We start from the raw sequence: 25,373 nt of genomic DNA, 5'->3' as shown, positions 1-25,373 counted from the left end.
ATGCCTCGTGAAGTGCTGATAGTATCAGGCTTCTCCGAGGCATTTTTTAATTGCTGCTGCAACTTTATCCGGATAATTTGGTACGGGAATTATTACGTCTGCACCGCCTTCTCTTGCGATAGCTATGTGATCGGGATTGGGACAGGCTGCAATGACCTTGATATGTGAGAAGTTGGGTCGCTGCTTGATGTAGGCCAACACCTGATCCGGCGGAATCTTGACTATGGACATATCAAGGATGATGACCTTTAGCTGGTTGCTGTACTGGCTGGCAAGGTTTAGAACTTCATTCCCGCTCTCGGCATAGATGAGGGCATAATCCTTTCTGAGATACTCGTCGGTTTCCTCAATATTGGGATGCATTCTGGATGCGCTCAGCATGATAAGGGGCTTATCGTTGGGGATAAGCTTATCATAGGTGTACCATTCTGAGAAACAGTCCCTGCCACGGATTTTACATTCATAGAGGGCATCGTCAGCCATTGCGAAAATAGATTCAAAGCTTTTTTGGTGCGTATCTATGACAACACCCAGACTGCAGGTGAAGGTCCAGCCACCCTCGACCTTGATCTCTGAAATGCTCTTCTGGATTCTGCGGCATACGGTATCGAGATGGAAGGGAGGAACTACGCCCTTCATTACAACCAGGAATTCATCACCGCCGTTTCTCGCTACGATATCATCAACGCGGAAGTGAGTCTTAAGGATTGAGCCTATATTGGCAAGGACAACGTCTCCGGCTGAATGCCCCAGCTTGTCATTTATCTGCTTGAAATTATCTGCATCGATTGAAATTACAACTGTATTTTCACCAAGAGGTCTGCGTGAAAAGTACTCCTCAACCTCCTTCTTGGCAGCGCCCTTGTTAAGAAGTCCTGTGAGCTTATCGTAGGAGCTTTCCTCTCGAAGATACTGATTTTGCATTGCCTGCGCATTTCTTATGGAGCTTACCATCAGAGATACAAAGATAGCGATTGGAAGGGCTATGATACCTTCTATGAGATCTCTTTTTGCAAACTTATTGCTCTTTATCATGAAAACAGCAAGCCAGTACAGGATACTGAGAGCTGTCTCGGTGAGCAGATAACCTGAGAGTCTGTCTACATAAATTATGGGAAGAAGCATTATCAGCGCAGGAAACCACATGGATTCAGTGTGATTAAAAGCAATTGTCTCCACCAGAATTATCTGAAGTGCAAAGATGGTGTAGTAGGAGATTGCGTACAGATCAGACAGAGTGGAATCGGGGCTGATCTTCTTATGAAGAAAAACAATAAGATGATACAGAATCTGTTCAGGAATAAAGAACAGAGCAATAGATAAGCTGTCTATTGAGCCCTGGACATTCCAGGAAATTGCTATCATTAAAAAATATAGCAGGGGACACACGAAAAATGATACATACAGGTGATTGTTATTATCCTCCTGTATGCTCTGAGAAAACTTGTTAAAATATACAGATTCGTTTATATCCTGAGACTGAAAATGCGCCAGAATAATCCGCACAAGTTTTTTCATTTCGAAACCCTGCTATACATGCATGGAAATAAAAACTACATAGTTCCGTTTTTATTATACTATTATTCAATTATTGTTTTATAAAATTCCGATAAAATATTACTAATAAATTACTAATGTTCAGACGGCATATTTCATGTATTTCAGCGCCATCTTTTTGCTGCATTTGAGTGTGAGATGCGTTCCTTCTTCGGTATATTCCGTTTCAGACACCTCAGCTCTTGAGGTTATGTCATGAAGGGCTGCGCCATCCGAATAGGGGATGATGAACTCGCAGTCTACCTTTTCGCCCTCGAGAGTGCGCTCGATCATGGTTACAAGATCATCGAGACCGATGCCATCCTCAGCTGACATATATATCCTGTCATCCCTTACGTGAGGTATGGTCATGGAGCGGTGCTCGGAGTTCCCAACCACCAGGTCAGCCTTGTTAAATACATAAATGATCGGTATTTTTGATGCTCCGATATCCTGAAGTGTCTTTTCTGTGATCTCGATATGTGTCATGTAATCCGAATCTGAAAAATCGATCACCTCCAAAAGAAGATCAGCATAAACTGCCTCCGAAAGAGTGGAGCGGAATGCCTTAACAAGAGTAGTCGGAAGCTCATCGATAAAGCCTACCGTATCTGATAAAAGGAAGGGTCTGTGACCCGGAAGTTCAATTCTTCGCACTGTGGTATCAAGGGTTGCAAAGAGCATGTCCTTTTGCATAACCTTCTTGTTGTCCTTTTCTTCGATATGACTGGCGTCAATAAAAGAATTGAGGAGAGTGGATTTACCTGCATTGGTATATCCAACAAGGGACACTCTTGGGATATCTGAGTTCATACGCTTTGCACGTTGGGTGTCGCGCTCACGCTCCACGTTTTCAAGCTCTCTTCTGAGCTCTGCACAGCGCTGCTCAATGCGACGTCTGTCCAGCTCCAGCTTTTTCTCACCGGCACCCTTATTGGAGAGTCTTCCGCTGCCTCCGCCCTGACGGCTAAGCTCAGTGCGCATGCCTGCAAGTCTGGGAAGCATGAACTGAAGCTGGGCGTACTCTACCTGCATGCGGGATTCTCTTGTTCTTGCTCTTTTCGCAAATATCTGCAATATGAGCCCGGTTCTGTCGATGACCTCAGTGTCCAGAATCCTCTCAAGGTTCCTTATCTGAATGGGAGAGAGGGTATCACCGAAAATTACTATGTCAGCATCAAGCATACTGATCAGGTTTTTTAGCTCATCAACCTTACCGCTGCCAATGAATGTGGCGTGGTCGGGATGAGGAAGAGTCTGGGTTATTGTCATGGCAGGCTCTAGGTCGCAGGCCTTGGTCAGAGCATTAAGCTCATCAAGGGAGTGGGAAAATGCCCTCTCATCGCGACCTGTATGATTTAACCCCACAAGGATTGCCTTGGGAGTATCGTTATTTTCAATTGTCTCGTAGGTTTCTGAAATACTCATGAATTAGTCCTTTTTATATAGTGATAAGAATCATTATATATGGTTTCTTACTAAAAGATAAGACATTTTAAGCCGATATAAGTAATAGGAATATGGGAAAAAGGAGTGCCTATGAGTTACGATTTATCATCCTCTATAAACAAAATGACAGACCTATACCTTGATAAGCTTGGAAAGGGTGAGCTTTTGCAGCAGGATAGCAAGGTAAAAGAGAAGATGGGCTCTGAGTTTTCAGAGGTTTATGATTCACTGCAGGCCATGAGAACCTTAGATCAGACCATGCGCCAGAGCTATGAGATGAATCACAGGGATGATGATAAAAAAGACCGCATGAAAACATCCCATTCCGCGCTGTCATTTTCGAAGGGGAGCAGTCGCATAATGGATATGCTTACCGAACAGGTAAATAATGACATGGATGAAAAGGTGAAAAAGGCCTTAAATGACGGCCTTAAGAAAATTGATCCCGAACAGCCATAAGAACAAAGCCAAGCTCGTTCTTAGCCTGGAAATCAGAATCTTCCATATGCCAGTTTTGAGGCGGTGTCTTTAAGGCGCCGCTTTCTGTTAGCAGTTCTTCCTTTGTAATGCCTGCTCCATAGATATCATCGTTAGGATTAGCGTGTATCAAAACCGTGTCATCTGTGGACAGAAGAGCATCTGCGAATTTTTTATCTGACAAAAACTTTCCGACATTCGCATTGAAAAGAATTTCCCTGTAACTGTTTTTCCATACGGAATCATCATAATTTTTGATGCTGTCACCAAGTCTCTGGCAGACAGCAGGATCAGACTCGTTCATGATCTTTTTGTAAGAATTGAAATCGTTAAAAAGAAGTGCCTTTTCAGAGGATATGTACTGAATGGCAGTGAGGTACTTACGGCCGTTTATATAAATCGGCTCGCCCTGGTACCAGGGTGACAGCTGACAGAAATCGCTGTTCTTTTCAGCGAGCCAGAAGCAGGTGTAGGTGTGCAAAGTTCCGTTAGCTACTTCATCTATAAGCCAGTCGATATGATACCTGTTGTAAGGCGCACTCTGGAAAATAGGAGGCACCGGTATATCTGTGGGCATTTCTATTTCTGCTTCTTCCTCTTTGGGTTCTGTAGAAGCAGCATCAGTAGATGCGATCACGTCTTCGTTAACAGCTTCCTCAGAAGAAGCATCCTTTGTATCTTCCTCAGCTGCCTTTGAAGTCTTTGCTTTTGACTTTGTCTTTTTAGCAGGCTTTTTCTTTTCTTCAGGCTTTTTAACAACTACATTTTTGACCTCTTCAGAATAAGCATTAAAGCTCAGATCATCTGAGAGTACAAAGCTGATGTCATCAAAGGAGTCCGGATATTCTGCAACAAAAGCAGAGACTGTAGCTATTGCGAGCTTGGCAGCCTTGTCTAAAGGATATCCGTATTCACCTGTGGAAATGGAAGAAAAAGCGATTTTTCTGATGTTATTATCGAGAGCGGTTTGCATGGCGCTGGCGTAGCATGAGCCAAGAAGCTTCTCCTCGCCGGCGGTACCGCCCATCCAGACAGGTCCGACAGAATGAATCACGTATTTACAGGGAAGATCATAACCAAGAGTCAGCTTGGAATCACCTGTTTCACAACCGTTAAGTCTGCGGCACTCGGTCTTGAGCTGAGGACCGGCAGCTCGATGAATCAAGCCGTTAAGACCTCCTCCGCCCAGAAGAGAGTTGTTTGCAGGATTAACTATAGCGTCAAAGCCGGATACCTTAGTTATGTCGCCCTGAATTACGTGAATCATGTCGTCCCCCTTAAATCATGTAATTACTGATAGTTTACTGCTTTGTTGATTGCATCCTGTGCGATAGCATAGTTTACAATACCAAGGCCAAAGATCTGAAGAATGATGAATATGATTGAAGAACTTCCGCTGGGATCGTTCTTGATAGCATCTGTCTTCTCGCCAAGCTTGTAAGCCCAGTACCAGCCGTAGATACCGCAGGTAATAAGTGTAAGAAGGAATGAAACAATACCTGAAGTGTCGTTAGGACGACCGCTAAGCTGATTGGTCTCGTCTGTAAGTACTATGAACCAGTAAATAGAATAGATACCACAGGTTACAAGAGATAAGATGATCGCAACAGCGATATTTCTTCCTGTAATTCCTGCGCCGCCGAAGTAAGGAGCCGGCTGGCCTTGCTGGAAATCATAGCCATTTGAACCATTCTGAGGATTGAAGCCCGCAGGATTTCCTGAAGGATCAAAAGAATTTGCAGGATCAAAGCCTGTAGGATTGGAATTAGGCTGTGAGAAGCCATTGTCCTGGCTCTGAGTCCCTAAGGGTGCACCACAATTGGTACAGAATTTAGTTGAGTCTGAATTTTCAGCCCCACAATTTGGACAAAACATTTTTTATATTCTCCTCTCTATAAATAATTGTACTATCTGATTATAGCACAAAGTAGTATGATACTGATATAAAGCTTACGAAAAATGGATAAATATAAGGGGGAAAATATATGCCGATAGTTGGAGCTTTCATGGTACCACATCCGCCGATAATGCTACCTGAGGTAGGACGCGGAGAGGAGAAGAAGATTGCTGAAGTTACTGCTGCGTATGAAAAGGTTGCTGACAGGATCGCGGAATTAGAACCTGAGACAGTCATTATCTCAAGTCCGCACAGCATAATGTATGCGGACTATTTTCATATATCACCCGGAAACAGCGCGTCAGGTGACATGGGAAAATTCCAGGCAGAGGAAGTAAGTTTTGATGCGGAATATGATGAGGAGCTTGTTGAGGAGATATGCCACATAGCTGAAAATGGTGGTCCTGATGCGGCCAGCTCATCCGGAAAGAAAAGAAAAGGGGAAAAAGGACTTGCCCGTCATGAATTCCCGGCAGGAACCCTGGGGGAGAGGGATCTTTCTCTGGATCACGGAACTCTGATTCCCCTGTACTATATATGCAAAAAATATACAGACTTTAAGCTTATAAGAATCGGCCTCTCAGGCCTTCCTTTAGCACTCCATTATCAGATGGGACAGATCATTCAGGCTGCTGTAAATAATACAGGGAGACGCGTTGTCTTTATTGCCAGCGGTGACCTCTCCCACAAGATGAAGGAGGATGGACCTTATGGCTTTGCACCCGAGGGACCTGAATATGATGAGAGGATAATGGAAGTCTGCGGAAGCGGAGATTTTAAGAAGCTGTTTGAATTTGAGGATAGCTTCTGTGAAAAGGCTGCTGAATGCGGACACAGATCCTTTGTCATGATGGCGGGCGTCCTTGACGGACTATCCGTAAAGGCAAAAAAGCTCGTCCATGCTGCCACCTTTGGCGTGGGCTATGGAATCTGCACCTACGAGGTCGGAGGACCTGATGAGAGCAGACATTTCCTTGATACATGGAGGCAGGAGAAGCTATCTGAGCTTAGAGGAAAGCAGAGAGATGAGGATATCTATGTAAAGCTCGCCAGATTTTCACTTGAAAACTATGTGAGCGGTGGAAAGAGCGTTCACTTAGCTGATCTTAAAGGAACCGAATTCGAAAAGCTCCCGGAGGAGATGACAAGCAAAGCTGCAGGAGCATTTGTATCCATACATAAAAACGGCGCTTTAAGAGGATGTATCGGAACCATTGCGCCTACCCAGAGCTGCGTTGCTGAGGAAATACTTCAGAATGCCATAAGCGCAGGGACAAATGATCCGAGATTCCCCACCATAACCACGGATGAACTTCCCTGGCTTGAGATAAGTGTTGATGTTCTCGCAGAGCCTGAGCCAATATCCTCAACGGATCTTCTTGATGTAAAAAAATACGGAGTCATTGTCACAAGCGGGCGGAAGAGAGGACTACTTCTTCCCAATCTTGATGGCGTTGACAGTGTTAACCAGCAGATCAATATCGCCTGTCAGAAGGCAGGAATACCTGCAGGTGAGGAGATAAGCCTTGAGAGATTTGAGGTGGTAAGACACCTGTAAGGGAATATTGTGATACAATTGGAGGATACTGATAATTTTCGGAGGATATATGAAAGAGAGAGCAGAAAGGCAATCGAATATAGAATTATTGAGGATCCTGGCTACCTGCATGGTCATCGTTCTTCACTACAATGGCCTGGGTAATGGCGGGTTTGCCACGGTTTCTGACGGAAGCCTTAATCAGCTTATTCTGGTTCTCTTTGAAACTATTAGTATCTGCGCTGTTAATGTTTTTGTTATAACAACAGGATATTTTCTGTGTAAAACCAATACCAGGGATTTCTTAAAGCCCCTTGGACTGGTGGCGCAGGTGGCCTTGTTTGCTATCTTATTCTTTGTGCTTGTAAAGCTTACGTTGCCGGATATCACAATTGATCACCTTTTTGAGGGCCTTTTTTCAACAAACTGGTATGTGTATATATTCTTTGCACTGTATCTGATATCACCATTTATAAATGTCATGTGGGACAGGCTTAACCTCAGCGGGAAAAGGATACTCCTTACCTTCTCGATTTTTCTCTTTTCAATATATCCCACATTTATAGATATCATCAGATATTGGTCAGGCAGACAGTTAAACGGAAGCAGCACTATAGGTATCGAGGGCTCACAGGCAGGCTATACCATTGTAAACTTCGTGGTTTTGTACCTGCTTGGTGCAGCCATTCGGGATAATGTGAGTAAGACCAGGGAGAGAAGTAAGCTCATTACTGCCTACTTTATCTGTCTCTGTCTCATTATGGCATGGGCCTATGCTGACGGAATGAGAGCCGGCAAAAATATCTATGATACAGTTGCCTGGAATTATAGCAATCCACTTGTTATTGCTATGGCTGTCATTGTGTTTATACTATTTAAGGATATCAAGATTAAAAACAGTAAGATGATAAATACGTTGGCAGGGGCCTCCTTTACTGTATATATTCTGCATATCAGGTTTCTTGGGCTCTTCAAAATAGAGCAGTTTGCGGCAGGTAATCCGGGACTTATGCTGGTGCATCTGGTAGCAACTGTTATATGTATTTATCTTATATGTACCATATGTTATTTCGTGTACTCGGCGGTTGCAAAACCGGTATCAAATGTTATAGCAAAAAAAATAGGGAACTATAGAAACTTTACGATTTAAAGCATAGAGGACGGATGATTATAAAAAATCGAGTGGTCTCCGCTGCTTATATTGTGGCGGCGACGTCTATTATGGTTACAAATTCAGCATTTGATTTTAAACGACCAAAGGAAATCCTTCCGCTGGAATTATCAGAGCTTGAGGTTTGTGAAGCAATTGTTATTGATGACGAGGAAGATACTAACCTGTTAAAGAAGGCTGATGGATCCGAGGTGGATTACGGCTCTGTTTCGGGCTCTTATTCAGATGGGGATGAACAAAAGGAAAGTGAAGATTTGCCTTCCTTCTACACCTCTGATCAGGTTAAGGACAAGGATTATATAACGACTGTGAGGAATCAGGGAGATACAGCTCTTTGCTGGGACTTTGCAGCAATAGGAGCGGTGGAGAGTGATCTCCTTCGCCATCATGAAGGACTCAGGGTTGAGGATTTAAACCTCTCTGAGAAGCATGTTGCTTATTACAATATGCATAAGGCTGCCGGTTCTATAAACGGCGACATCGATAAGGATTACAGAGAGTTCGTTTTTGAAAACGATGATAAATTTCTTGGAGAGTATGACACTAGCTATTTATCGGTGGGAGGTGTTACGGATTACTGCCTTTCACTTTTTACAGCCTGGAAGGGACCTGTGACTGACAAGGACACCAATTCCTTTCATGTGATAAAGGGACAGAATGATATTTATACGCAAAATGCAGATGTCCCAACCGGTGCCTATGATGATGCCATATGCCACGTACAGAATGTGTACGAAATTCCAGCCACGGAAAAGAACAGGGATATCATAAAGCACATGATAGTTGAGCACGGAAGTGTGACAGCAAGCGTTAATACTTCGAAATCCTTCTGGACAGGGAAAAAGGTCGCTCTGTACGATTACAAAAAGTACGGAGAGGGCAACTATGCAGATCATGAGATCCTGATAGTCGGATGGAATGATGAATACCCGGCAAAGAATTTCGTGACAAAGCCTGAGGGCGATGGAGCCTTTATTTGCAGAAACAGCTGGGGAGCAAAATCAGGAGCCTCAGGGTACTTTTATCTATCCTATTATGACAGTATTCTTACCAATAATAACGTGGTAGCTTATGACGCTGCCATGCCTGAGGATGACAACTGGTATGATAACAATTATCAGTACGCCGGATTTATCACACACGTTATGGATCCTATGGTGGATCAGAAAAATATGGTCTACATGTATGATAAAAATGACGCGGGATATGGAGTTACCATAACAGCTGTTAATGATGAAAAGCTTGAAGCTGTGGGGTATTTTTCCATGAGCACAGGCACGGAGGATAAGCTTTACATCTATGAGCTTCCGGTAAGAATACCTCCTGATATCGATGCAAAGGAACTGGCTGACACAATAAACCAGCTTGATGAGAGTAATGGTAGAGGAAAAGGCAAAGCCCTGGAATATATCGACCTTGATGAACTAAAAAAGCCAATAATAACAATGAGTTGCAAAGCTGTCACCGGAGGATATCATACGTTTTCTTTGAAACAACCAAATGATATTAAAGCCGGAAAGGACTACCTGATCGTAATAAGACCGGGAGAGAAATCAAAGCTAATCTATGAAAAGGCTATGGATTCGACTACGGCAGCTCATAGGGATGAATGGCAGCACAATCTGGGAGCGATTCATACACTAAACACTGCCAGCGGACACAGCTATCTGCAGGATGTGAGCGGAACTGCCATGATAAAACAGACGGATAAGGACTTCTTTGTAAAGGTATACACAAACAACAAATAGGCAGAAATAAACCCGGGCTTCTAACTATGAAGTCCGGGTAAAATTATCTCATTAATGGGAGGTGGCCATGCGATGGGGAGTCGCATGGCCATGTTGTATGAAAAAAGTTTTTTGGGGTTCAGAAGATGTTGTTCATCTCTGATGAGTATATGTTAGGATAAATATATGGACAAAATATGGCTGGTTTATAAAGTAAAGATATTATGTTTATAAACTAATTGGACAAGTATGAAGATGGAATAAAAATTGACGGATTGCCGTAGCTGCCTGTTTAAAAAGCCCAGTAAACAGGCGGAATTCACTTTGTTAAAGTAATGCCAATCCTTGCAATGTGATTTTGGATGTGCTATATTTTGTGGTAGAAGAAACTTGAAACACAAATTCTGCTAATTGTTTGATTTATAGGAGGTTTGTAGTGGGGAGAGAAGATAAGACACCTGCAGAGATTCGTACCACAGATAAGCTTAAAATCCAGAAGATCCTCGGCGAAGCCGGATATATCGTAGAGATGGGGAACGGAAGCGTACCTACGGTGGTTTGTAAGAGACGAGAGGATATGAGTAAGGATTTGGCTGCTATCCGTAAAATACTTAAGGAACAGCGATACGAGGGAAGCTTCGGTGTTCGCGCTCCGAGGAAGACGGATGAGCTGATTACAAATGAAAATAACGATAGTTCAGATGTAATGGATGAGATGGTACCTGTAGCAGGCTGATGAGATAATTAAAGGAGTTGTTTTTAACAACTCCTTTTTATTGTTGCACAAGACCTTTTTCAATTGTTCCGTGCTTTCTATAGCGCGGCTTACGAATAAGGATTATTCGTCTGCTGACATATCGTGAACCAGTACCTTTGACTGGGACTGAACACGCTTTATTTCGTCCTTCTGTTTTTTGATAGTCATGATGTAGGTCATGAGCTGGCTGTCTATTCCGCGCATCTTACATCCGACGGCATCATAAGTACCTATTTTGAAATTTCTTACCACAATGAGGGTGATCTCGAAGGCCTTGGTATATCCCGCAGGCTTGAAGGTAAGTCTTATCATGTCGCCTTCCTTGGCAGTTGCATTTTTTCCAAGAAGAAGTGACATACCGCGAATTGAAATGTCATATATAATTGCACTGGTAGTGTTTACGTGATTGATAACGGCTTTGCCAAGAGCATTTAAAACGTAGCGCTCAGCCTTTCTCTGATTATCAATCTCGGATATGATCTCTGATCCCTTAAGAAGATAATAGGTATCGCTCCAGTTTTCAAAAGGTATGACAGAATGAAGATGAAAACTGACAGTGAGATTCCTCGGGGGAAGCACCGCTACTGCTGTTGCCTGTGTGGCTGCAGGTATGGGCTTGCCATGGTATTTAAGCGGCTCAACCAAAAGAGCATCCTCCATAACAGAGATGGCTTTTGTCTTTATGTTGACCGGCATATTATCAATTAGTATGCTTACAGTAAGTTCTGTGCCTGATACAAGCTCTGTGATATTCATTGTAACCTCTCTCATAAAACACGGTTTAAGTGTATTTTAATTATGCACAACCTTATAAATTTAAACACAGTAAACTATTTGTGTAAATAGCGTTTACAGCAAAAGTTAAAGCGTGGTGAAAATAAATGCCAAAAAAACCAAAGTTGTATGAAAAAATAATACCGAAATATATTCCAAATTGTATAGTTTTGTTCTTTTTTTCAATTATTGCATTCTTGAGCGGCTCTGTAAAGAAGGACGTTAGAGCGCGGCATTTAGAAGAAAACGAGAGGTTTCTTTCTGAGAATGGGAATAGGCTTTTTTGCTGCGGAGAGCTGATCGAGAATCAGAAGACCTGGGAAGGTGTTGCCTTCGGCAGTCACAAAAAGTCCAACATGAGCTATTCGGGGTGCGAGATAATCGCTACCTATAATGCTCTTAAGTGCCTTGGTGAAAAGGATGTGAAGATTCCCCCTCTCATTAGTTATTTCGAACAAAAGGGGGCTGCACTTAAGGGAGGATTTGGAATTACACCCTCAGCACCTGCTTCATTTTTTAAGAAGAGAGGATATGAGGTAAAAAAAGTAACCACCAGGAAAAAAGCGGTCATCGACAGTCTGGGAGATGAGTTTCATACTTTCATCGTGACCTTTTACTGGAACCATGAAAATATAAGAGACCAGCTTCATACGGTCTGCATATCAAAGGAATCCGACGGATTCTATATTCATAATAATTATTGCAAGTCAAAAGAAGGAGACTTCGTAAGACAGGGAGCTTACAGGACGCTGAGTGATGCTGCATTTGGCGCCGGAGAAAAAACTGTTCCTCTTGTCACCGTTGCCATAAGAAGACCTTCGTCAGACAAATATAACTACTAACCAAACATGTTACATACAAAGACTGGAGGACTATGAAAACTACTAAAGAACAATTTCCTACTAAACTATCACTGGTCCTGTTCTTCCTTAGAGGGAGTAAAGCCTTATTTTTCGCCGGCATATTATTTTCCATGGCTGTCGCTTTTCTGGACATGGTCAATCCAAAGATCATCCAGTATACGGTGGACTACCTGATCGGAGATTCCGAGTCGGTAATGCCCTTTTACATGCAGATGCTTATAAATCTGACAGGCGGAAAGGACTATCTTAAGGGGCACATTTTTGTAATAGCGCTGATCGTTGTGCTGATAGCGCTTGTTTGTGCTGCTTTTCGTTATCTCAACAAGCTGTTTAATTCCATGGCTGCTGAAAAGCTTATATGCAGAATGAGGGATATTCTCTTTGAGCACATCTGCCATCTGCCCTTTTCCTGGCATGGAGAAAACCACACGGGTGATATTATCCAGCGCTGTACTTCTGATGTAGAGACCATAAAGGTTTTTCTTTCAGAGCAGCTGACTGCGCTCTTCAGGATAGTGATAATGATCGGCCTTGGAATATATTTTATGTTCCAGATCGATTTAAAGCTCTCACTTTTATCAGCGGCGTTTATCCCGATAATCGTGCTGTATTCACTGTTTTTTCATAACAAGATCGGCAGTGCCTTCGAGCATGCGGACGTTGAGGAGGGTAAGCTCTCAGCGATTGCCCAGGAGAACCTGACAGGTGTGAGAGTGGTTCGTGCCTTTGGAAGAGAGAAGTTTGAGCGCGAGCGCTTTGAAGCTAAAAACAAAGATTACACCAAGATGTGGATTAATCTTATGAGGCTCCTTGCGGCCTTCTGGACATCCAATGACATGATATCCGGAATGCAGGGAATGACTGTGCTGGTAATGGGATCCATATTCTGCGTAAACGGAAGCATCACAGTTGGTGAGCTTATCGCCTTCGTATCCTACAATGCCATGATCTCGTGGCCGGTACGTGTACTTGGAAGAGTTATCTCTGAAATGAGTAAGGCAGGGGTATCGATCGACAGATTAAGATACATCATGAATTCAGAGGTTGAAAAAGACAAGGAGGGGGCGATAGAGCCGCCTCTTGATAAGGACATTGAGTTTAAGGATGTGAGCTTTTCATATAATAACGGTCAGGCTGAGATATTAAGAGATGTCAGCTTTACTGTAAAAGCGGGAGAGACAGTGGGCGTTCTTGGAGGAACAGGCTCAGGAAAATCGACACTTATGTACCTTCTGGACAGACTTTATAACCTTCCCGAGGATGGCGGAAGCATCACTATAGGCGGCGTTGATATCAGAGACATGAAGATGGACTATCTAAGAGAAAACATCGGTCTTGTGCTGCAGGAGCCCTTCCTTTTCTCAAGAACTCTGTATGAAAATATCGGTATAACCAATAAATCCGCCGGCATGGAGGATATCAGAAAGGCTGCCAGAATGGCATCTCTTGATGAGACAATAAAAAGCTTTGATGACGGCTATGATACCTTTGTCGGAGAGCGCGGAGTTACCTTGTCTGGAGGTCAGAAGCAGAGAACAGCTATCGCCCAGATGCTTGTGTCAGAGCCTCCTATCATGGTCTTTGATGATTCACTTTCAGCGGTGGATACCGAGACCGATGCTAAGATAAGAGCTGCTCTTGATATGCATGTTGGCCGCGCTACAACAATTATCATTTCACATAGAATTACTACACTTATGCATGCAGACCACATAATAGTTCTTAGTCACGGAAAGGTGGCTGAGGAGGGAACTCACGAAGAACTCCTGGAGAAGAGCGGTCTGTATCGCAGAATATATGATATTCAGATTCAGGGAGGAGGAGAAGACATTGCCTAATAGTAAGACATCAAAAGATAAAAAATACGTCAAGCTCCCCTGGTTTGGAATCCCAAGACTTATGCCATTTTTAAAACCCTATCTGCCAAAGATGGCTATGATGATTTTTCTTGGAAGTATGGTAAGTATGGTGGATTCCTTCATTCCGCTTTTTAACAGATATGCACTTAATAACTTTATTGCAAAGGGTACGACCAAGGGGATTGGATACTTTGCTCTTATCTATGCCACTGTGCTTATAGTAAAGCTCGTCATGGACTTTATAAGTGCAAACACCTGCGGAGAGATTGAGATGTCAATTGACAGGGACCTTAGAAACGCTGCATTTAATCATCTGCAGGAGCTGTCCTTTTCATATTTCAATCAGAACAACGTGGGCTATATCCACGCCAGGGTTATGAGTGATACCGGAAAGATCGGTGTGATGTGCGCATGGAGACTTATGGATATAGTCTGGAACGGAAGCTATATCCTGTTCGTGCTGATAGTCATGCTGGCAGTAAACGTAAGGCTTGCTATGTATATACTGATGCTGATACCAATCGCGATCGTGCTTGTTATTTATTTTCAGAGACATCTGATCATATTAAACAGACACATCAGGGAGCTGAACTCAACAATTACCGGTAACTTCAACGAGGGTATAACCGGCGCTAAAGCCATAAAGACTCTCGTTATTGAGGACAGGATACAGAACGACTTCAGGAAGGATACGGAGAACTACAGGAAAAATGCGGTACACGCAACACATTTTTCAGCGATGTTCTCTGCCTCCGTTACAATGCTCTCATCCTGCGCCCTGGCACTTGTGCTCTGGAGAGGCGGAAAGATAACCATGGAGGGAGTTATGGAGATAGGAACCCTTTCAATTTTCCTGTCCTATGCCCTTGGAATTCTTGAGCCTATACAGAATATTATTGTAACAATATCAGACCTAATTGCGGTTCAGGTTAACGTAGAGAGACTTACAAGACTTTTGGGAACAGAATCTGATGTTGCAGATTCACCTGAGGTTATTGAAAAATACGGCGATACCTTTAATCCCAAGAAGGAGAACTGGGAGGAGCTTATCGGGGATGTGGAGTTTAAGGATGTATCCTTCCATTATCCTGATGGAAAAGAGTACGTGCTTGAGCACTTTAACTTAAAGGTCCCTCAGGGCACAAACGTTGCGATAGTTGGTGAGACAGGAGCAGGTAAGTCCACACTTGTTAATCTTGTGTGCAGATTCTTTGAGCCCACAAGCGGAGAGGTTCTGATAGACGGCAGAAACGCCAAGGAGAGATCACAGCTCTGGCTCCACAGCAATATCGGCTATGTGCTGCAGACACCTCACCTGTTTTCAGGAAGCGTAAGGGAGAACCTAAAGTACGGTAATCCCGATGCCACTGATGATAAGATATGGGATGCATTAAAACTGGTTTCAGCAGATAAGATTGTGGAGAGAATGGATAATGGCCTTGACAGTGACGTAGGTGAAGGCGGAGATATGCTCTCAACAGGAGAAAAACAGCTTCTGTCCTTTGCAAGAGCGATCCTTGCTGATCCCAGAATCCTGGTTCTTGATGAGGCGACCTCATCCATTGATACCGTTACTGAAAAAGCGATCCAGGATGCTATTTCCGTAGTGATAAAGGGAAGAACCTCATTTATGATAGCGCACAGATTATCAACTGTAGTTGATGCTGATGTAATCCTTGTTGTAAAGGACGGCAAGATAATCGAGCGCGGAACCCACAAGGAGCTTATGAAAAATGTGGGCGGCTATTATCACCAGCTGTTCTCAAGGCAGTTTGAGGAGATGGAAGCAAAAGCGATATAACATATTGTTTTATACGGCATATTAGAAGCGCAAAATAATATATAAGAATAGCAAGAATGAATAAGCCTTCGTACTTTCTATGTGTGATACTAGGAAAGTACGGAGGTATTTTTATGAGCAGTTTCAGTTTGTATAAAGACGATAAAGCAGCTGCATTCATAATTGAGAATGAGAGCTTTGAAGGAATAAAGATGATAGGGGAGACTGTGGCTTCTGATGTTGAGGCAGTTACAGATGTTTGCCCGGAAATAGTAAGTAGTGTAGGCACTCTGGAGAGCAGCTTAAATAAAGGTGCCATATCAGACAATAGCCTTGTGCTTATGGCTACCATAGGGAAAAGCCCTCTCCTTGACAGACTTGAAAAAGAGGGAAAGCTTGGCCTTTCTGATATCAGAGATAAGCGAGAGGTGTATAAGATTACTGTAATAGAAGCGCCCTTTGAGGATAGCCAAAATGTGAAGGAGCTTCTCGTGATCGCAGGAAGTGATAAGAGGGGAACTATCTACGGTATGTTCCACTTATCTAAGATGTGCGGAGTATCACCTCTTATCTATTTTGGAGATGTAGCTCCTGTTAAGAAGAACGAGATAGCCCTTGATTTTGATAAGGAGATAGTTTCAAAGGAGCCTTCAGTTAAGTACCGCGGATTTTTCATAAATGATGAGTGGCCGGCATTTGGCGGCTGGGCTACAGAGAAGTTCGGGGATGTTAATGCTAAAGCCTATGAGAAGATATTTGAGCTTCTTCTCAGGCTTAAGGGTAATTACATGTGGCCTGCCATGTGGAACTCCTCATTTTCAGAGGATGGACCGGGACTTTTAAATGCAGAGCTTGCTGATAAGATGGGCGTAATAATGGGAACATCTCACCATGAGCCTCTTTGCAGAGCAGGTGTTGAATGGCAGAGACAGTATAAGAAATACAGTGATGATAACGCCTGGAGCTTTTTATCCAATACAGAAGGAATTACAAGGTTCTGGGAGGATGGCGTAAAGCGCAATAAGGATTTTGAAAATGTGATCACTATAGGTATGAGAGGTGAAGCTGATTCAAAGCTCATGCCCGAGGATGCAACTCTTAAGGATAATATAGATGTCATTAAGAAGGCCATAACTGTTCAGGACGAGCTTATCAAAAAGAATGTAAATGAGGATATTCAGAAGGTTCCGAGAATGCTGGCGATCTACAAGGAGGTCGAGGACTATTACTTTGGAGATGAGACAGCTGAGGGTCTTAAGGACTGGGATGAGCTGAAGGATGTCATCTTTTTACTTAGTGATGATAACCACGGACATGTAAGGGCTCTTCCTACAGATGATACCAGAAATCATCCGGGCGGCTTTGGAATGTATTACCACTTTGACTATCACGGCGCTCCTGTCAGCTATGAGTGGGTTAACTGCAACAGACTTACCAAAACCTGGGAGCAGATGAGTCTTGCTTATGAGTCAGGAGTAAGGCAGATGTGGATTGTGAATGTGGGCGATCTTAAGATGAACGAGTATCCACTTTCATTTTTCATGGACCTTGCCTATGACTATGAAAAGTATGGGGAGAAAAACATCAACAAAATAGAGGAGTATGTCCGCGGCTGGATCGATGTGCAGTTTGCAGGAGCAAGTGCAGAGCAGAAAAACGATATCACCAAGGTTATTGAGGGCTATACGAGATTCAACGCCCAGAGAACTCCCGAGACCATGAATGAGGATGTCTATAATCCTGTGAACGGTCTTGAGGGCGACAGGGTACATGCTGATGCAAAGGATATACTTGATACTGCTGACAAGCTTAATGCGGAGCTTAAGGACGAGGCACTTATGGCTTTCCACAGCATTATCTATTATCCGGCAGCAGCCAGTCTTAATAACGTTCTTATGTGCGTTGAAGCAGGCATGAATAAGGAACTGGCAAAGAGGGGCTGCGTGTATGCAAATTACTACGCTGAGTCAGTAAGGAAGAGGATAAACGAAGATAAGAGATACGTGGAGGAATTCCACACATTTAATAACGGCAAATGGAATCACATGATGAGCTCAGCTCATACAGGCTTTAGAACCTGGGATGCCTATAACTGGACATATCCGTCTGTATCCGTTGTGACTCCTCTTCATGAGCCCAAGGTTGCTGTATCATTTAGAGGTGAGAAGTACGTTTATCTTGGAGACCACTGGCAGGGATATCCTGCTCCCAGGAGCTTTGGCTTTACGAGACCTGAGACAAAAGAGGTTCTTCTTGATCTTGATAGCAGAGGAGATGTCAGCTACTCATACGAGATAGAAAATGAAAATGACTGGCTTATCTGTGCTGAGAAGGAGGGCAGAGTTGAAGTAAGCGATGGAAGAAATGCTGCGGTTATCTATGACAGCGATAAGCCCGGAAGAAAGACAGTGCGCTTTACTATAGACAGAGCTCTCATATCAGGAAAAACTACAGCCAAGGTAAGGGTTAACGTTAAGTTTGATAACGGCGCTACTACATACTGCGACCTTATCTTTGAAGCTGATAATGTAGTAGTTCCTGATGGATATACAAGCGATAACATTGCAATGGAAAACTGCGGAATCATATCAGTGAAGGCTGAGAATTTTAGTGAGAAGAAAGCAGCAGGCGGCGCAGAATTTAAGGCTGTAGACTTCCTTGGAAAAAGTGGAAAGCCGGCCATAAAGGTATTCCCTTCAGTAGCTGATTTTAGTGAGGATGAGATTCTTAAAGGAGAAGTACCCTTCGTTAAATACAATATCTTTGCGGAAAGTGATGGTACCTACAATCTGGATTTCCATCTTACTATGACTAATCCCATAGTAAAGGGCGGAAGACTTAAGTTTGGATATGCCGTAAATGATGGAAGGATAAGCACAGAGCACGGCGTTGGTGAAGGCTACTTTACGGATTTTCCCTGCAGGGAGTGGTGCGAATCTGTTCTTGCCCATGAGCACGTCTCTTCAGTGAAAGCGTACCTTCACATGGGTATTAATACAGTGACCATCTATGCGGGCGATGCAGGAGCTGTATTTGATAAGCTGGTACTTTACAGAGAGGATGTTACACTTCCCGAGACCTATCTGTGATGAGCCTATAATCGCAATAATAAAGCGCGTTTCTTGATATATAGGTGTTGACATAAGTCAGCACCTATAATAATATTCTAGGTGTACTAGATATGATAGTACACTACAAACAGGAGGGATATTATGCTGATCGAAATTGACTTCAGAGACAAGCGGCCCCTATATGAACAAATATCAGGGAAACTGGAAGAACTAATACTGTGCGGCGTAATAGGCGCGGATGAGGCGCTTCCTTCGGTTAGATCTCTTGCTATGGATCTATCAATTAATCCCAACACCATTCAGAAGGCGTATGATGCGCTGGAGCAGAAGGGCTTTTGCTATTCGGTAGCAGGCCGTGGAAGATTTGCGGCAGCAGCTGATGAAGTACTTCCTGCAAGGAAGCAGGAAATTCTGGATGAGCTCGGGAAGGTTGTTGATAAAGCAATCAAAGTGGGGATTACCGAGAAGGATATCGGGAAATACGTTCACGAGAAATACCAATAAGCCACAGTAGGAAGAAAAGTTTAGGAGGAAGAGTATGATTAAGGCAACCAATCTTTCTAAAAGATTTGATGATATACAGGCGATTGCCGGTGTTGACCTTACGATAGAGGACGGACAGGTCTTTGGCCTCGTTGGAACGAACGGCGCCGGTAAGAGCACATTCTTGCGAATGGCAGCAGGCATCCTGCAGCCTGATAGAGGAACAGTTACCATTGATGGGAGACCTGTGTATGAGAACCCTGCAGTGAAAAGGGAGATATTCTACATCTCAGATGATACTGCGTTCTTTTCAAACACCACACCCCAGGAGATGGCGACCTTCTATAATCGCGTCTATGACAGCTTCAACATGGAGCGCTTCAACTATCTCATGAATAATTTTGGCCTTGATAGAAAGAGAAAGATCAAGACCTTTTCAAAGGGAATGAAAAAGCAGCTGTCTATTATTCTGGGCATATCGGCCAATACCAGATATCTGTACTGCGATGAGACCTTCGATGGCCTTGATCCTGTTATGAGACAGGCAGTTAAGAGTCTTTTCATAGGAGATATGGCTTCAAGAAAATTCACTCCCGTCATAGCATCCCATAACCTCAGAGAGCTTGAGGATATATGCGATACGGTCGGGCTCCTTCACAAGGGAGGTATCCTCCTGTCCAAGAACCTCGATGACGCAAAGACTGATATACATAAGCTGCAGTGCGTATTCAGGGATGAGGAGAGCAGAAAGAGAATTGAGGAGCAGCTCACGGTTCTCACATCCGAGAGCAGAGGAAAGCTTATTACAATGACCATCCGTGGTCAGGAGGAGGATATTAGTGATGCACTTAGGGCAGAGAATCCTATTTTCATGGAAATCCTGCCGCTGTCTCTGGAGGAGATATTTATAAGTGAAACGGGGGTACAGGGATATGACATTAAAAAGATTATTTGTTAATTTACTGAAGGAAAATTCTAAAAGACGCCTCTGGACTATAGCGATGTCGATCACTGCCAATTTCTTTGCTCAGATCGTATACGCAATTTTGATGTTTGGCCGCTATAGTGAAAGACTTGCAACTGACCGCACTACTCTGGACGATATAAGGATACATTTTTACAACAATGTAGGTGGTATGGGAAATGTCATGGTTATTGGCATAACCTTTATACTTCCGGTCATCCTCGCTCTTCAGGGATATTATTATCTTCTGGATTCAAAGCAGACTGACCTGTACTACTCGCTACCTATTAAGAGGGAAAAGCTTTTTGATATAAATAACCTCTGCGGAATACTTGTATTTGCCATACCGTATCTGGTATTTAACATAATTACAGTGATTATGGGACTTGCAAGGGGATATGCTACCTTTGATACGATCCTCTTATATCCTTTAAACGCGCTGGTTATTCTTTTGTCATTCATTATGCTGTATGAAATCTGCACACTGGCAGTGGTTCTTACAGGGCACATAGTAGTAGCAGTACTCGGCTGTGGAGTGTTTTACCTCCTTGGGTCTTTCGCCTATTCAATTTTTTCATTCCTTATGGCTACGTTTTTTACAAGCTATTGGAATGAGGTTTCGGATTATAATATAGGCTATACAGGCTCACCTATGGGGCTTGCAGGTGAGGCAATAGCCAGATTACACGGAGATGTAAACAGTGAGATAGCCTTCTATACTTTTTATGCGGCGCCTGCAATTTTAAAGATGCTCGTAATAGCAATACTTTCATTTGTCGTTTCAAGGATTCTTGTGAAAAGAAGACCTGCAGAGGCAGCAGGTAAGGCTATGGCATTTAGTATAACAAGACCCGTAATTAAGGTTGCTATTGCATGTGTTGCAGGCCTGGGTGCCGGACTTGTTATGTATTATATCGGGGACATTCACAGTGTTCCGATGTTTATATTTGGAATTATCTGCGGAGTTTTAGTGGTTCACGCTGTGATCGAGACCATTTATGAATTTGATTTCAAGGCGTGCCTGAGTCATTATGCATCTTTGATAGTAAGCGCTGTTATTTCACTTATTGTTTTTGCAGTATTCTTCTTTGATATTTTTGGATATGAGAGCTGGCAGCCTATGCCTGCAAGGGTAGCAAGTGTTGCAATCGGCGATGACGTTACCTATTCAGGAATCATGGCTCCGTATAGTAAGACCAGGGATGTGGTCAGTGCAGATTTTTACTATGGTTCTACTGCCAATGGAATGGAATACGCTCTTTACAATATGAAGCTTACAGATATTGATAAGGCTGAAAAGCTTACAAGACTTGGTGCGATAAATGCCAAGGAGTTCCATAAGGATGCTTTTTCAGGTGGCCAGGGAATTTATGGTCATACATATCGTGAAGATGACGAGAATACCTGTTACCGCCAGTTCCAGGTACAGTGGAATTTAAAGAATGGAAAAACAGTCAGAAGAATATATGAACTGGATATAAATAACGAAGAAGTACTTTCAGCGTTTAAGGATATTTATAATACTGATGAATTCAGAAAGGGCAAATTCCCCGTATATGGTATTGCAAGAGGCGAGATAAACAGCCTTGAGGGTCAGACTCTGACAGGGGAAGTAAGAAAGAAGCTTACTGATGATGAGATGGATGAGTTCCTGAAAATCTATTCAGAGGAGCTTTCCGGTCAGTCCTTTGATGATCTTGCTACCCAGATTCCCAACATTACTCTGTATGGTGTCATGGATGCAGGAAAACAGGCTTATTATTCTCAGAAGTACAATTTCTATATTTTTGATTCCTTCACAAGGACTAATGAGTTCCTTAAGGCTCATGAAATACCGACTTCCTGGTGGAATGGCGATAAGGATGTGAATAGTATCAAGGTAGAAATTGAAAGATGGGATGATGTAAATAAGCAGGAGATATATTCAAATTGGGAAAGCAGTGACAGTTCAGAAATTGATACTGTACTAAAAAATATCATTCCTACTGATAACTACAATGTTACAGGAATGAATTCCGATGTCTATGATGAAGATGATGATGCCACAACTGTTCAGATTACATTCAATACATCCGCAGGAACCTACTCTGATTATCTTGTTATTCTTAACAAGGATGAGCTTCCTGACGAGCTTAAGAAAAAATGCTTTGTAGGTGATGATGCCGCCCTATATCGTGAAAGCAAAAGCGGCTGGGTAAAATGTGTTAATAACGGCTGATAAGCAATAAGAATATCTCTCATATTGAGGTGAAAAAACACCTCGATATGAGAGGTTTCTTTATTATATTAAAAAAGTCTAAACTTTGGTAATATTCCGTAAAATCAATACTTTTTACCGATAATTCAGTTACAATAAAATTGTTATGGATGACTTAAATATTTATGTTATTAACAAAATAGACGAAGCTGTTGAACAAGGTTGGATAGAAGTATTTTTCCAGCCTGTTATTCGTGCCATAACAAATGAACTATGCGGCATGGAGGCACTGGCTCGGTGGAATGACCCCCACTGGGGGATGCTTGCGCCCTATAAGTTTGTAAAGCCTCTTGAGGATAATGACCTCATATATAAGCTTGACTGCTACATTGTTAAGGCAGTATGCAGAACTCTTGATGATTTATTGAAAAAAGGTAAGCCTGTAATACCTGTTTCGATTAATTTTTCACGCCTTGATTTCCTCAAATGCGACATGTTCGGCCTGGTCGAAGCAGAGGTCGCCAAATATGATATTCCCAGAGATTATATACATATAGAGATTACAGAGAGCATCTTTGTTTCGGACGAAGGCTTCTTAAATGATGTCATTGATAAGTTCAGAAGCAGAGGCTATGAGATATGGATGGACGACTTTGGAAGTGGCTATTCATCCCTTAATCTTTTGAAGGATTATGATTTCGATATGCTAAAGCTCGATATGAACTTCCTGACATCCTTTACAGATAAGTCCAAGGCCATCATGCGCTCTACCATAAATATGGCCAAGGAAATCGGAATAAAGACACTGGCTGAAGGCGTGGAGACCGAGGAACAGCTTGAGTTTTTAAAGAGCATAGGCTGCGAAAGAATACAGGGCTTCTATTTTGGAAGACCTGAACGTATTGACGATATGCTTGAACACATGGCTGAGAAGGGCATAAAAACTGAGGAGAGGCAGTGGCGTCATTTTTATGATGTTGCAGGCTTCCACGTAAAGGATGTGGATGTTCCGCTTGAGATCATTGAAGATGATGGAAAGGAATTCCATACACTTTTCATGAATAGGGCCTATATGGAGCAGATTCTTCATATATATGATATTGACTATGCAGAGATTGACAGGCGAATTTATCACACGGGATCTCCGCTTATTGAAAAGTACAGGGAATTCGCAAATATTATAGAGGCAAGCTCTAATATTGAGACCTTCTATTATACAGATAACGGTAATTACTTAAGATTCAGAGCTAAATGTCTTGCAGAACATGATGGACACTATATTATCAAGGGCTCCATCATTAACATATCAATGGATCAGAACAGCAATCAGAGGGATATGCTTGATGGCAAGCTAAGGGTGCTTAACCTTCTCTTTGATGTGGTTGATCTTATTAATCTGGGAGATAACGTAATTCTTCCGCTTCTTGGCAGATTTAAATATATTACCAATGAGTCTTATGTTTATTCGGACCTTAGGAATGCTGTAAAAATAATTGCCAGAGAGAGTATATATCCTCCTGAGGGAATGGATTTCCAGAAGTTTATGGAACTCGACAGCCTTGAGGAGAGGATTGAAAAAAGTAATAAGGGCTACATAGAAAAGATGTTCAGAATAAAGCAGCCCAATGGCTCCTATAAGCGCAAGAATATTATAGTTATGATGGTTCCGGGAACCGGTGGAAACGAATATCTTTTATGCTGGAAATCTGTGCCGGATGAGATTGCAAGAGTGCTTGACGGACTCACTGCATCTGCACGTTCTCTTGTTGATAAATATCTGCTTGATAGCGGCGCTATCACCTACACAGAGCTATGGGAGAACATGATATGGGATTCCTCAATAAAGTTCTTCTGGAAGGACAAGAGTAGAAGATTCCTGGGTGCCAGCCAGTCATTCCTCGATTTTTATGGCTTTAAATCTCTGGATGAGATACTGGGGAAAACAGACGAGGACATGGGATGGCATGTGAATGAGGATCCTTACAAAAATGATGAGTACCGCGTCCTTGAGAACGGTGAACGTATTATAGATGCATCCGGACAGTGTATTGTAAACGGTGTAATACACGATATAAGATGCCAGAAGATGCCAATTTACAGGAATGGTGAGATTGTAGGACTTGTAGGATTTTTCGAGGATAAGGACGAGGAGCTCTACAGGCTTGAAAATATCGCTATTCCAAATAACATAGATGAAGTCACAAAGATGATGAATGCAAGGGCTGTGATGATCTGTCTCCTTGACTATGCAGGAGAATTTATTGATAAGGGCAGAAACTACGGAGTGATAATTATCCGTAATGAAAAATATGCAAGAATTCTTGAAACCTATGGGAAGAAGATCTGCGATAAGTTCCTTGTAGCCATGAGTAAAAAGATCACTTCAGTTACAAGCCAGACCTGTGCTGTTGGAAGACTAAAGGAGAGCTATTTTGTAATCCTTACATTTGTAAAGACCAATGATGCATTAAGCTATCTTGCAAAGTCCATTATGGAAGCGGTAGAAGAGATAACCGAGGTGGAAGGCTATAGTGTGACTGTAAGAGCAAGGATAGCCTGTGCCCTCAGGACTGATGAAGGTATGACAGATGAGAATATTTTCCAGACAGTTCTCGCTGAGGTGGAGAAATAAAAAGAGTTGTCTAATACTTCCAACTGGATGACTGTAATTTTATGAAAAATCATATAATAAATTGTATTTACAAATAATTGCGAAAATGTTATTGTATTAATTAACTATAAGTTATTCTGTCCTGAGTGGCAGATGTTTTAGGAAGGATCCTAGGCATGACATCAATCTGCAGGTGGCATGCCCAGCAGCTTATTAATGG

18 protein-coding genes are annotated in these 25,373 nt (G+C 42.6%); 13 read left to right on the top strand and 5 right to left on the bottom strand.

From position 1 onward, the window contains the following. Nucleotides 1-24 precede the first annotated feature (24 nt). Together G601_RS0117500 and hflX are read right to left on the bottom strand one after the other, a co-directional pair. The gene (locus G601_RS0117500) at nt 25-1,518 is read right to left on the bottom strand and encodes a GGDEF domain-containing protein (RefSeq protein ID WP_026666096.1); all 1,494 of its coding nucleotides are present in this window, start codon (nt 1,516-1,518) and stop codon (nt 25-27) included. Nucleotides 1,519-1,638: 120 nt separating this feature from the next. Then, the gene (gene hflX, locus G601_RS0117495) at nt 1,639-2,964 is read right to left on the bottom strand and encodes a GTPase HflX (RefSeq protein ID WP_051205990.1); all 1,326 of its coding nucleotides are present in this window, start codon (nt 2,962-2,964) and stop codon (nt 1,639-1,641) included. Nucleotides 2,965-3,075: 111 nt separating this feature from the next. Here hflX and G601_RS0117490 point away from each other — a divergent pair, with 111 nt between their 5' ends. Then, nucleotides 3,076-3,444: a hypothetical protein gene (locus G601_RS0117490; RefSeq protein ID WP_026491007.1), complete on the top strand. Its 369-nt coding sequence runs from the start codon at nt 3,076-3,078 to the stop codon at nt 3,442-3,444. On the opposite strand, the gene G601_RS27260 is transcribed toward G601_RS0117490, so the two are convergent. Together G601_RS27260 and G601_RS25855 are read right to left on the bottom strand one after the other, a co-directional pair. After that, on the bottom strand, nt 3,416-4,729 hold the full coding sequence (locus G601_RS27260; RefSeq protein WP_081673588.1) for a macro domain-containing protein: 1,314 nt from the start codon (nt 4,727-4,729) through the stop codon (nt 3,416-3,418). The two genes, G601_RS0117490 and G601_RS27260, sit on opposite strands and share 29 nt — an antisense overlap. 23 nt (nt 4,730-4,752) lie before the next feature. Next, nucleotides 4,753-5,337: a DUF4234 domain-containing protein gene (locus G601_RS25855; RefSeq protein ID WP_026666094.1), complete on the bottom strand. Its 585-nt coding sequence runs from the start codon at nt 5,335-5,337 to the stop codon at nt 4,753-4,755. A 110-nt stretch (nt 5,338-5,447) separates the two neighbouring features. On the opposite strand from G601_RS25855, the gene amrA reads away from it, so the two are divergent. The 4 genes from amrA to G601_RS0117460 all read left to right on the top strand — a co-directional run bounded on the left by amrA (nt 5,448) and on the right by G601_RS0117460 (nt 10,530). Further along, entirely contained in the window at nt 5,448-6,917 is a 1,470-nt protein-coding gene (amrA, locus tag G601_RS0117475; protein WP_026666093.1) for an AmmeMemoRadiSam system protein A, read from the top strand. 49 nt (nt 6,918-6,966) lie between these two features. After that, nucleotides 6,967-8,046 (top strand): acyltransferase, encoded by a 1,080-nt coding sequence (locus tag G601_RS0117470; RefSeq protein WP_026491004.1) that lies wholly within the window; start codon nt 6,967-6,969, stop codon nt 8,044-8,046. A gap of 71 nt (nt 8,047-8,117) precedes the next feature. Then, on the top strand, nt 8,118-9,815 hold the full coding sequence (locus tag G601_RS0117465; RefSeq protein ID WP_026666092.1) for a C1 family peptidase: 1,698 nt from the start codon (nt 8,118-8,120) through the stop codon (nt 9,813-9,815). Nucleotides 9,816-10,230: 415 nt separating this feature from the next. Continuing rightward, the gene (locus tag G601_RS0117460) at nt 10,231-10,530 is read left to right on the top strand and encodes a hypothetical protein (protein WP_026491002.1); all 300 of its coding nucleotides are present in this window, start codon (nt 10,231-10,233) and stop codon (nt 10,528-10,530) included. Nucleotides 10,531-10,632: 102 nt separating this feature from the next. Here G601_RS0117460 and G601_RS0117455 read toward each other — a convergent pair whose 3' ends face one another. Then, nucleotides 10,633-11,322 (bottom strand): PilZ domain-containing protein, encoded by a 690-nt coding sequence (locus G601_RS0117455; protein ID WP_081673586.1) that lies wholly within the window; start codon nt 11,320-11,322, stop codon nt 10,633-10,635. A gap of 173 nt (nt 11,323-11,495) precedes the next feature. Between G601_RS0117455 and G601_RS0117450 the strand changes: the two genes are divergently transcribed. The 8 genes from G601_RS0117450 (at nt 11,496) to G601_RS0117415 (ending at nt 25,174) form a co-directional block, all read left to right on the top strand. Continuing rightward, nucleotides 11,496-12,167, top strand: a complete 672-nt coding sequence (locus G601_RS0117450) for a hypothetical protein (protein ID WP_196812491.1) — start codon at nt 11,496-11,498, stop codon at nt 12,165-12,167. 32 nt (nt 12,168-12,199) lie between these two features. Further along, nucleotides 12,200-14,026, top strand: a complete 1,827-nt coding sequence (locus G601_RS0117445; RefSeq protein WP_026666091.1) for an ABC transporter ATP-binding protein — start codon at nt 12,200-12,202, stop codon at nt 14,024-14,026. Beyond that, nucleotides 14,019-15,848: an ABC transporter ATP-binding protein gene (locus tag G601_RS23935; protein WP_035785334.1), complete on the top strand. Its 1,830-nt coding sequence runs from the start codon at nt 14,019-14,021 to the stop codon at nt 15,846-15,848. The genes G601_RS0117445 and G601_RS23935 overlap by 8 nt, the downstream gene beginning before the upstream one ends. Before the next feature lie 113 nt (nt 15,849-15,961). Beyond that, nucleotides 15,962-18,916, top strand: a complete 2,955-nt coding sequence (locus G601_RS0117435) for a glycosyl hydrolase 115 family protein (RefSeq protein WP_035790865.1) — start codon at nt 15,962-15,964, stop codon at nt 18,914-18,916. A gap of 123 nt (nt 18,917-19,039) precedes the next feature. Next, a complete protein-coding gene (locus G601_RS0117430; protein WP_242830015.1) occupies nt 19,040-19,402 on the top strand; it encodes a GntR family transcriptional regulator in 363 nt (120 codons plus the stop codon). 34 nt (nt 19,403-19,436) lie between these two features. Further along, the gene (locus G601_RS0117425) at nt 19,437-20,339 is read left to right on the top strand and encodes an ABC transporter ATP-binding protein (protein WP_026490996.1); all 903 of its coding nucleotides are present in this window, start codon (nt 19,437-19,439) and stop codon (nt 20,337-20,339) included. Beyond that, nucleotides 20,314-22,563, top strand: a complete 2,250-nt coding sequence (locus G601_RS0117420) for a DUF6449 domain-containing protein (RefSeq protein WP_026666089.1) — start codon at nt 20,314-20,316, stop codon at nt 22,561-22,563. Before G601_RS0117425 ends, G601_RS0117420 begins: the two co-directional genes overlap by 26 nt. A 145-nt stretch (nt 22,564-22,708) precedes the next feature. After that, nucleotides 22,709-25,174, top strand: coding sequence for an EAL domain-containing protein (locus tag G601_RS0117415; protein ID WP_081673583.1), 2,466 nt, complete (start codon nt 22,709-22,711; stop codon nt 25,172-25,174). Nucleotides 25,175-25,373: the final 199 nt, after the last annotated feature.

It is taken from the genome of Butyrivibrio sp. FC2001 (assembly GCF_000424125.1).
Lineage (GTDB): Bacteria > Bacillota > Clostridia > Lachnospirales > Lachnospiraceae > Butyrivibrio.
Note: the sequence above shows the minus strand (reverse complement) of the source record. Positions and strands in the feature narration are given on the sequence as shown.

What these genes read in the sequence shown, in the direction of transcription:
- G601_RS0117415 (WP_081673583.1), top strand. Translation starts at nt 22,709, where the DNA reads ATGGATGACTTAAATATTTATGTTATTAACAAAATAGACGAAGCTGTT.
- G601_RS0117500 (WP_026666096.1), bottom strand. Translation starts at nt 1,518, where the DNA reads ATGAAAAAACTTGTGCGGATTATTCTGGCGCATTTTCAGTCTCAGGAT.
- G601_RS0117445 (WP_026666091.1), top strand. Translation starts at nt 12,200, where the DNA reads ATGAAAACTACTAAAGAACAATTTCCTACTAAACTATCACTGGTCCTG.
- hflX (WP_051205990.1), bottom strand. Translation starts at nt 2,964, where the DNA reads ATGAGTATTTCAGAAACCTACGAGACAATTGAAAATAACGATACTCCC.
- G601_RS0117435 (WP_035790865.1), top strand. Translation starts at nt 15,962, where the DNA reads ATGAGCAGTTTCAGTTTGTATAAAGACGATAAAGCAGCTGCATTCATA.
- G601_RS0117490 (WP_026491007.1), top strand. Translation starts at nt 3,076, where the DNA reads ATGAGTTACGATTTATCATCCTCTATAAACAAAATGACAGACCTATAC.
- G601_RS0117455 (WP_081673586.1), bottom strand. Translation starts at nt 11,322, where the DNA reads ATGAGAGAGGTTACAATGAATATCACAGAGCTTGTATCAGGCACAGAA.
- amrA (WP_026666093.1), top strand. Translation starts at nt 5,448, where the DNA reads ATGCCGATAGTTGGAGCTTTCATGGTACCACATCCGCCGATAATGCTA.
- G601_RS0117430 (WP_242830015.1), top strand. Translation starts at nt 19,040, where the DNA reads ATGCTGATCGAAATTGACTTCAGAGACAAGCGGCCCCTATATGAACAA.
- G601_RS27260 (WP_081673588.1), bottom strand. Translation starts at nt 4,729, where the DNA reads ATGATTCACGTAATTCAGGGCGACATAACTAAGGTATCCGGCTTTGAC.
- G601_RS25855 (WP_026666094.1), bottom strand. Translation starts at nt 5,337, where the DNA reads ATGTTTTGTCCAAATTGTGGGGCTGAAAATTCAGACTCAACTAAATTC.
- G601_RS0117420 (WP_026666089.1), top strand. Translation starts at nt 20,314, where the DNA reads ATGACATTAAAAAGATTATTTGTTAATTTACTGAAGGAAAATTCTAAA.
- G601_RS0117465 (WP_026666092.1), top strand. Translation starts at nt 8,118, where the DNA reads ATGGTTACAAATTCAGCATTTGATTTTAAACGACCAAAGGAAATCCTT.
- G601_RS0117470 (WP_026491004.1), top strand. Translation starts at nt 6,967, where the DNA reads ATGAAAGAGAGAGCAGAAAGGCAATCGAATATAGAATTATTGAGGATC.
- G601_RS0117425 (WP_026490996.1), top strand. Translation starts at nt 19,437, where the DNA reads ATGATTAAGGCAACCAATCTTTCTAAAAGATTTGATGATATACAGGCG.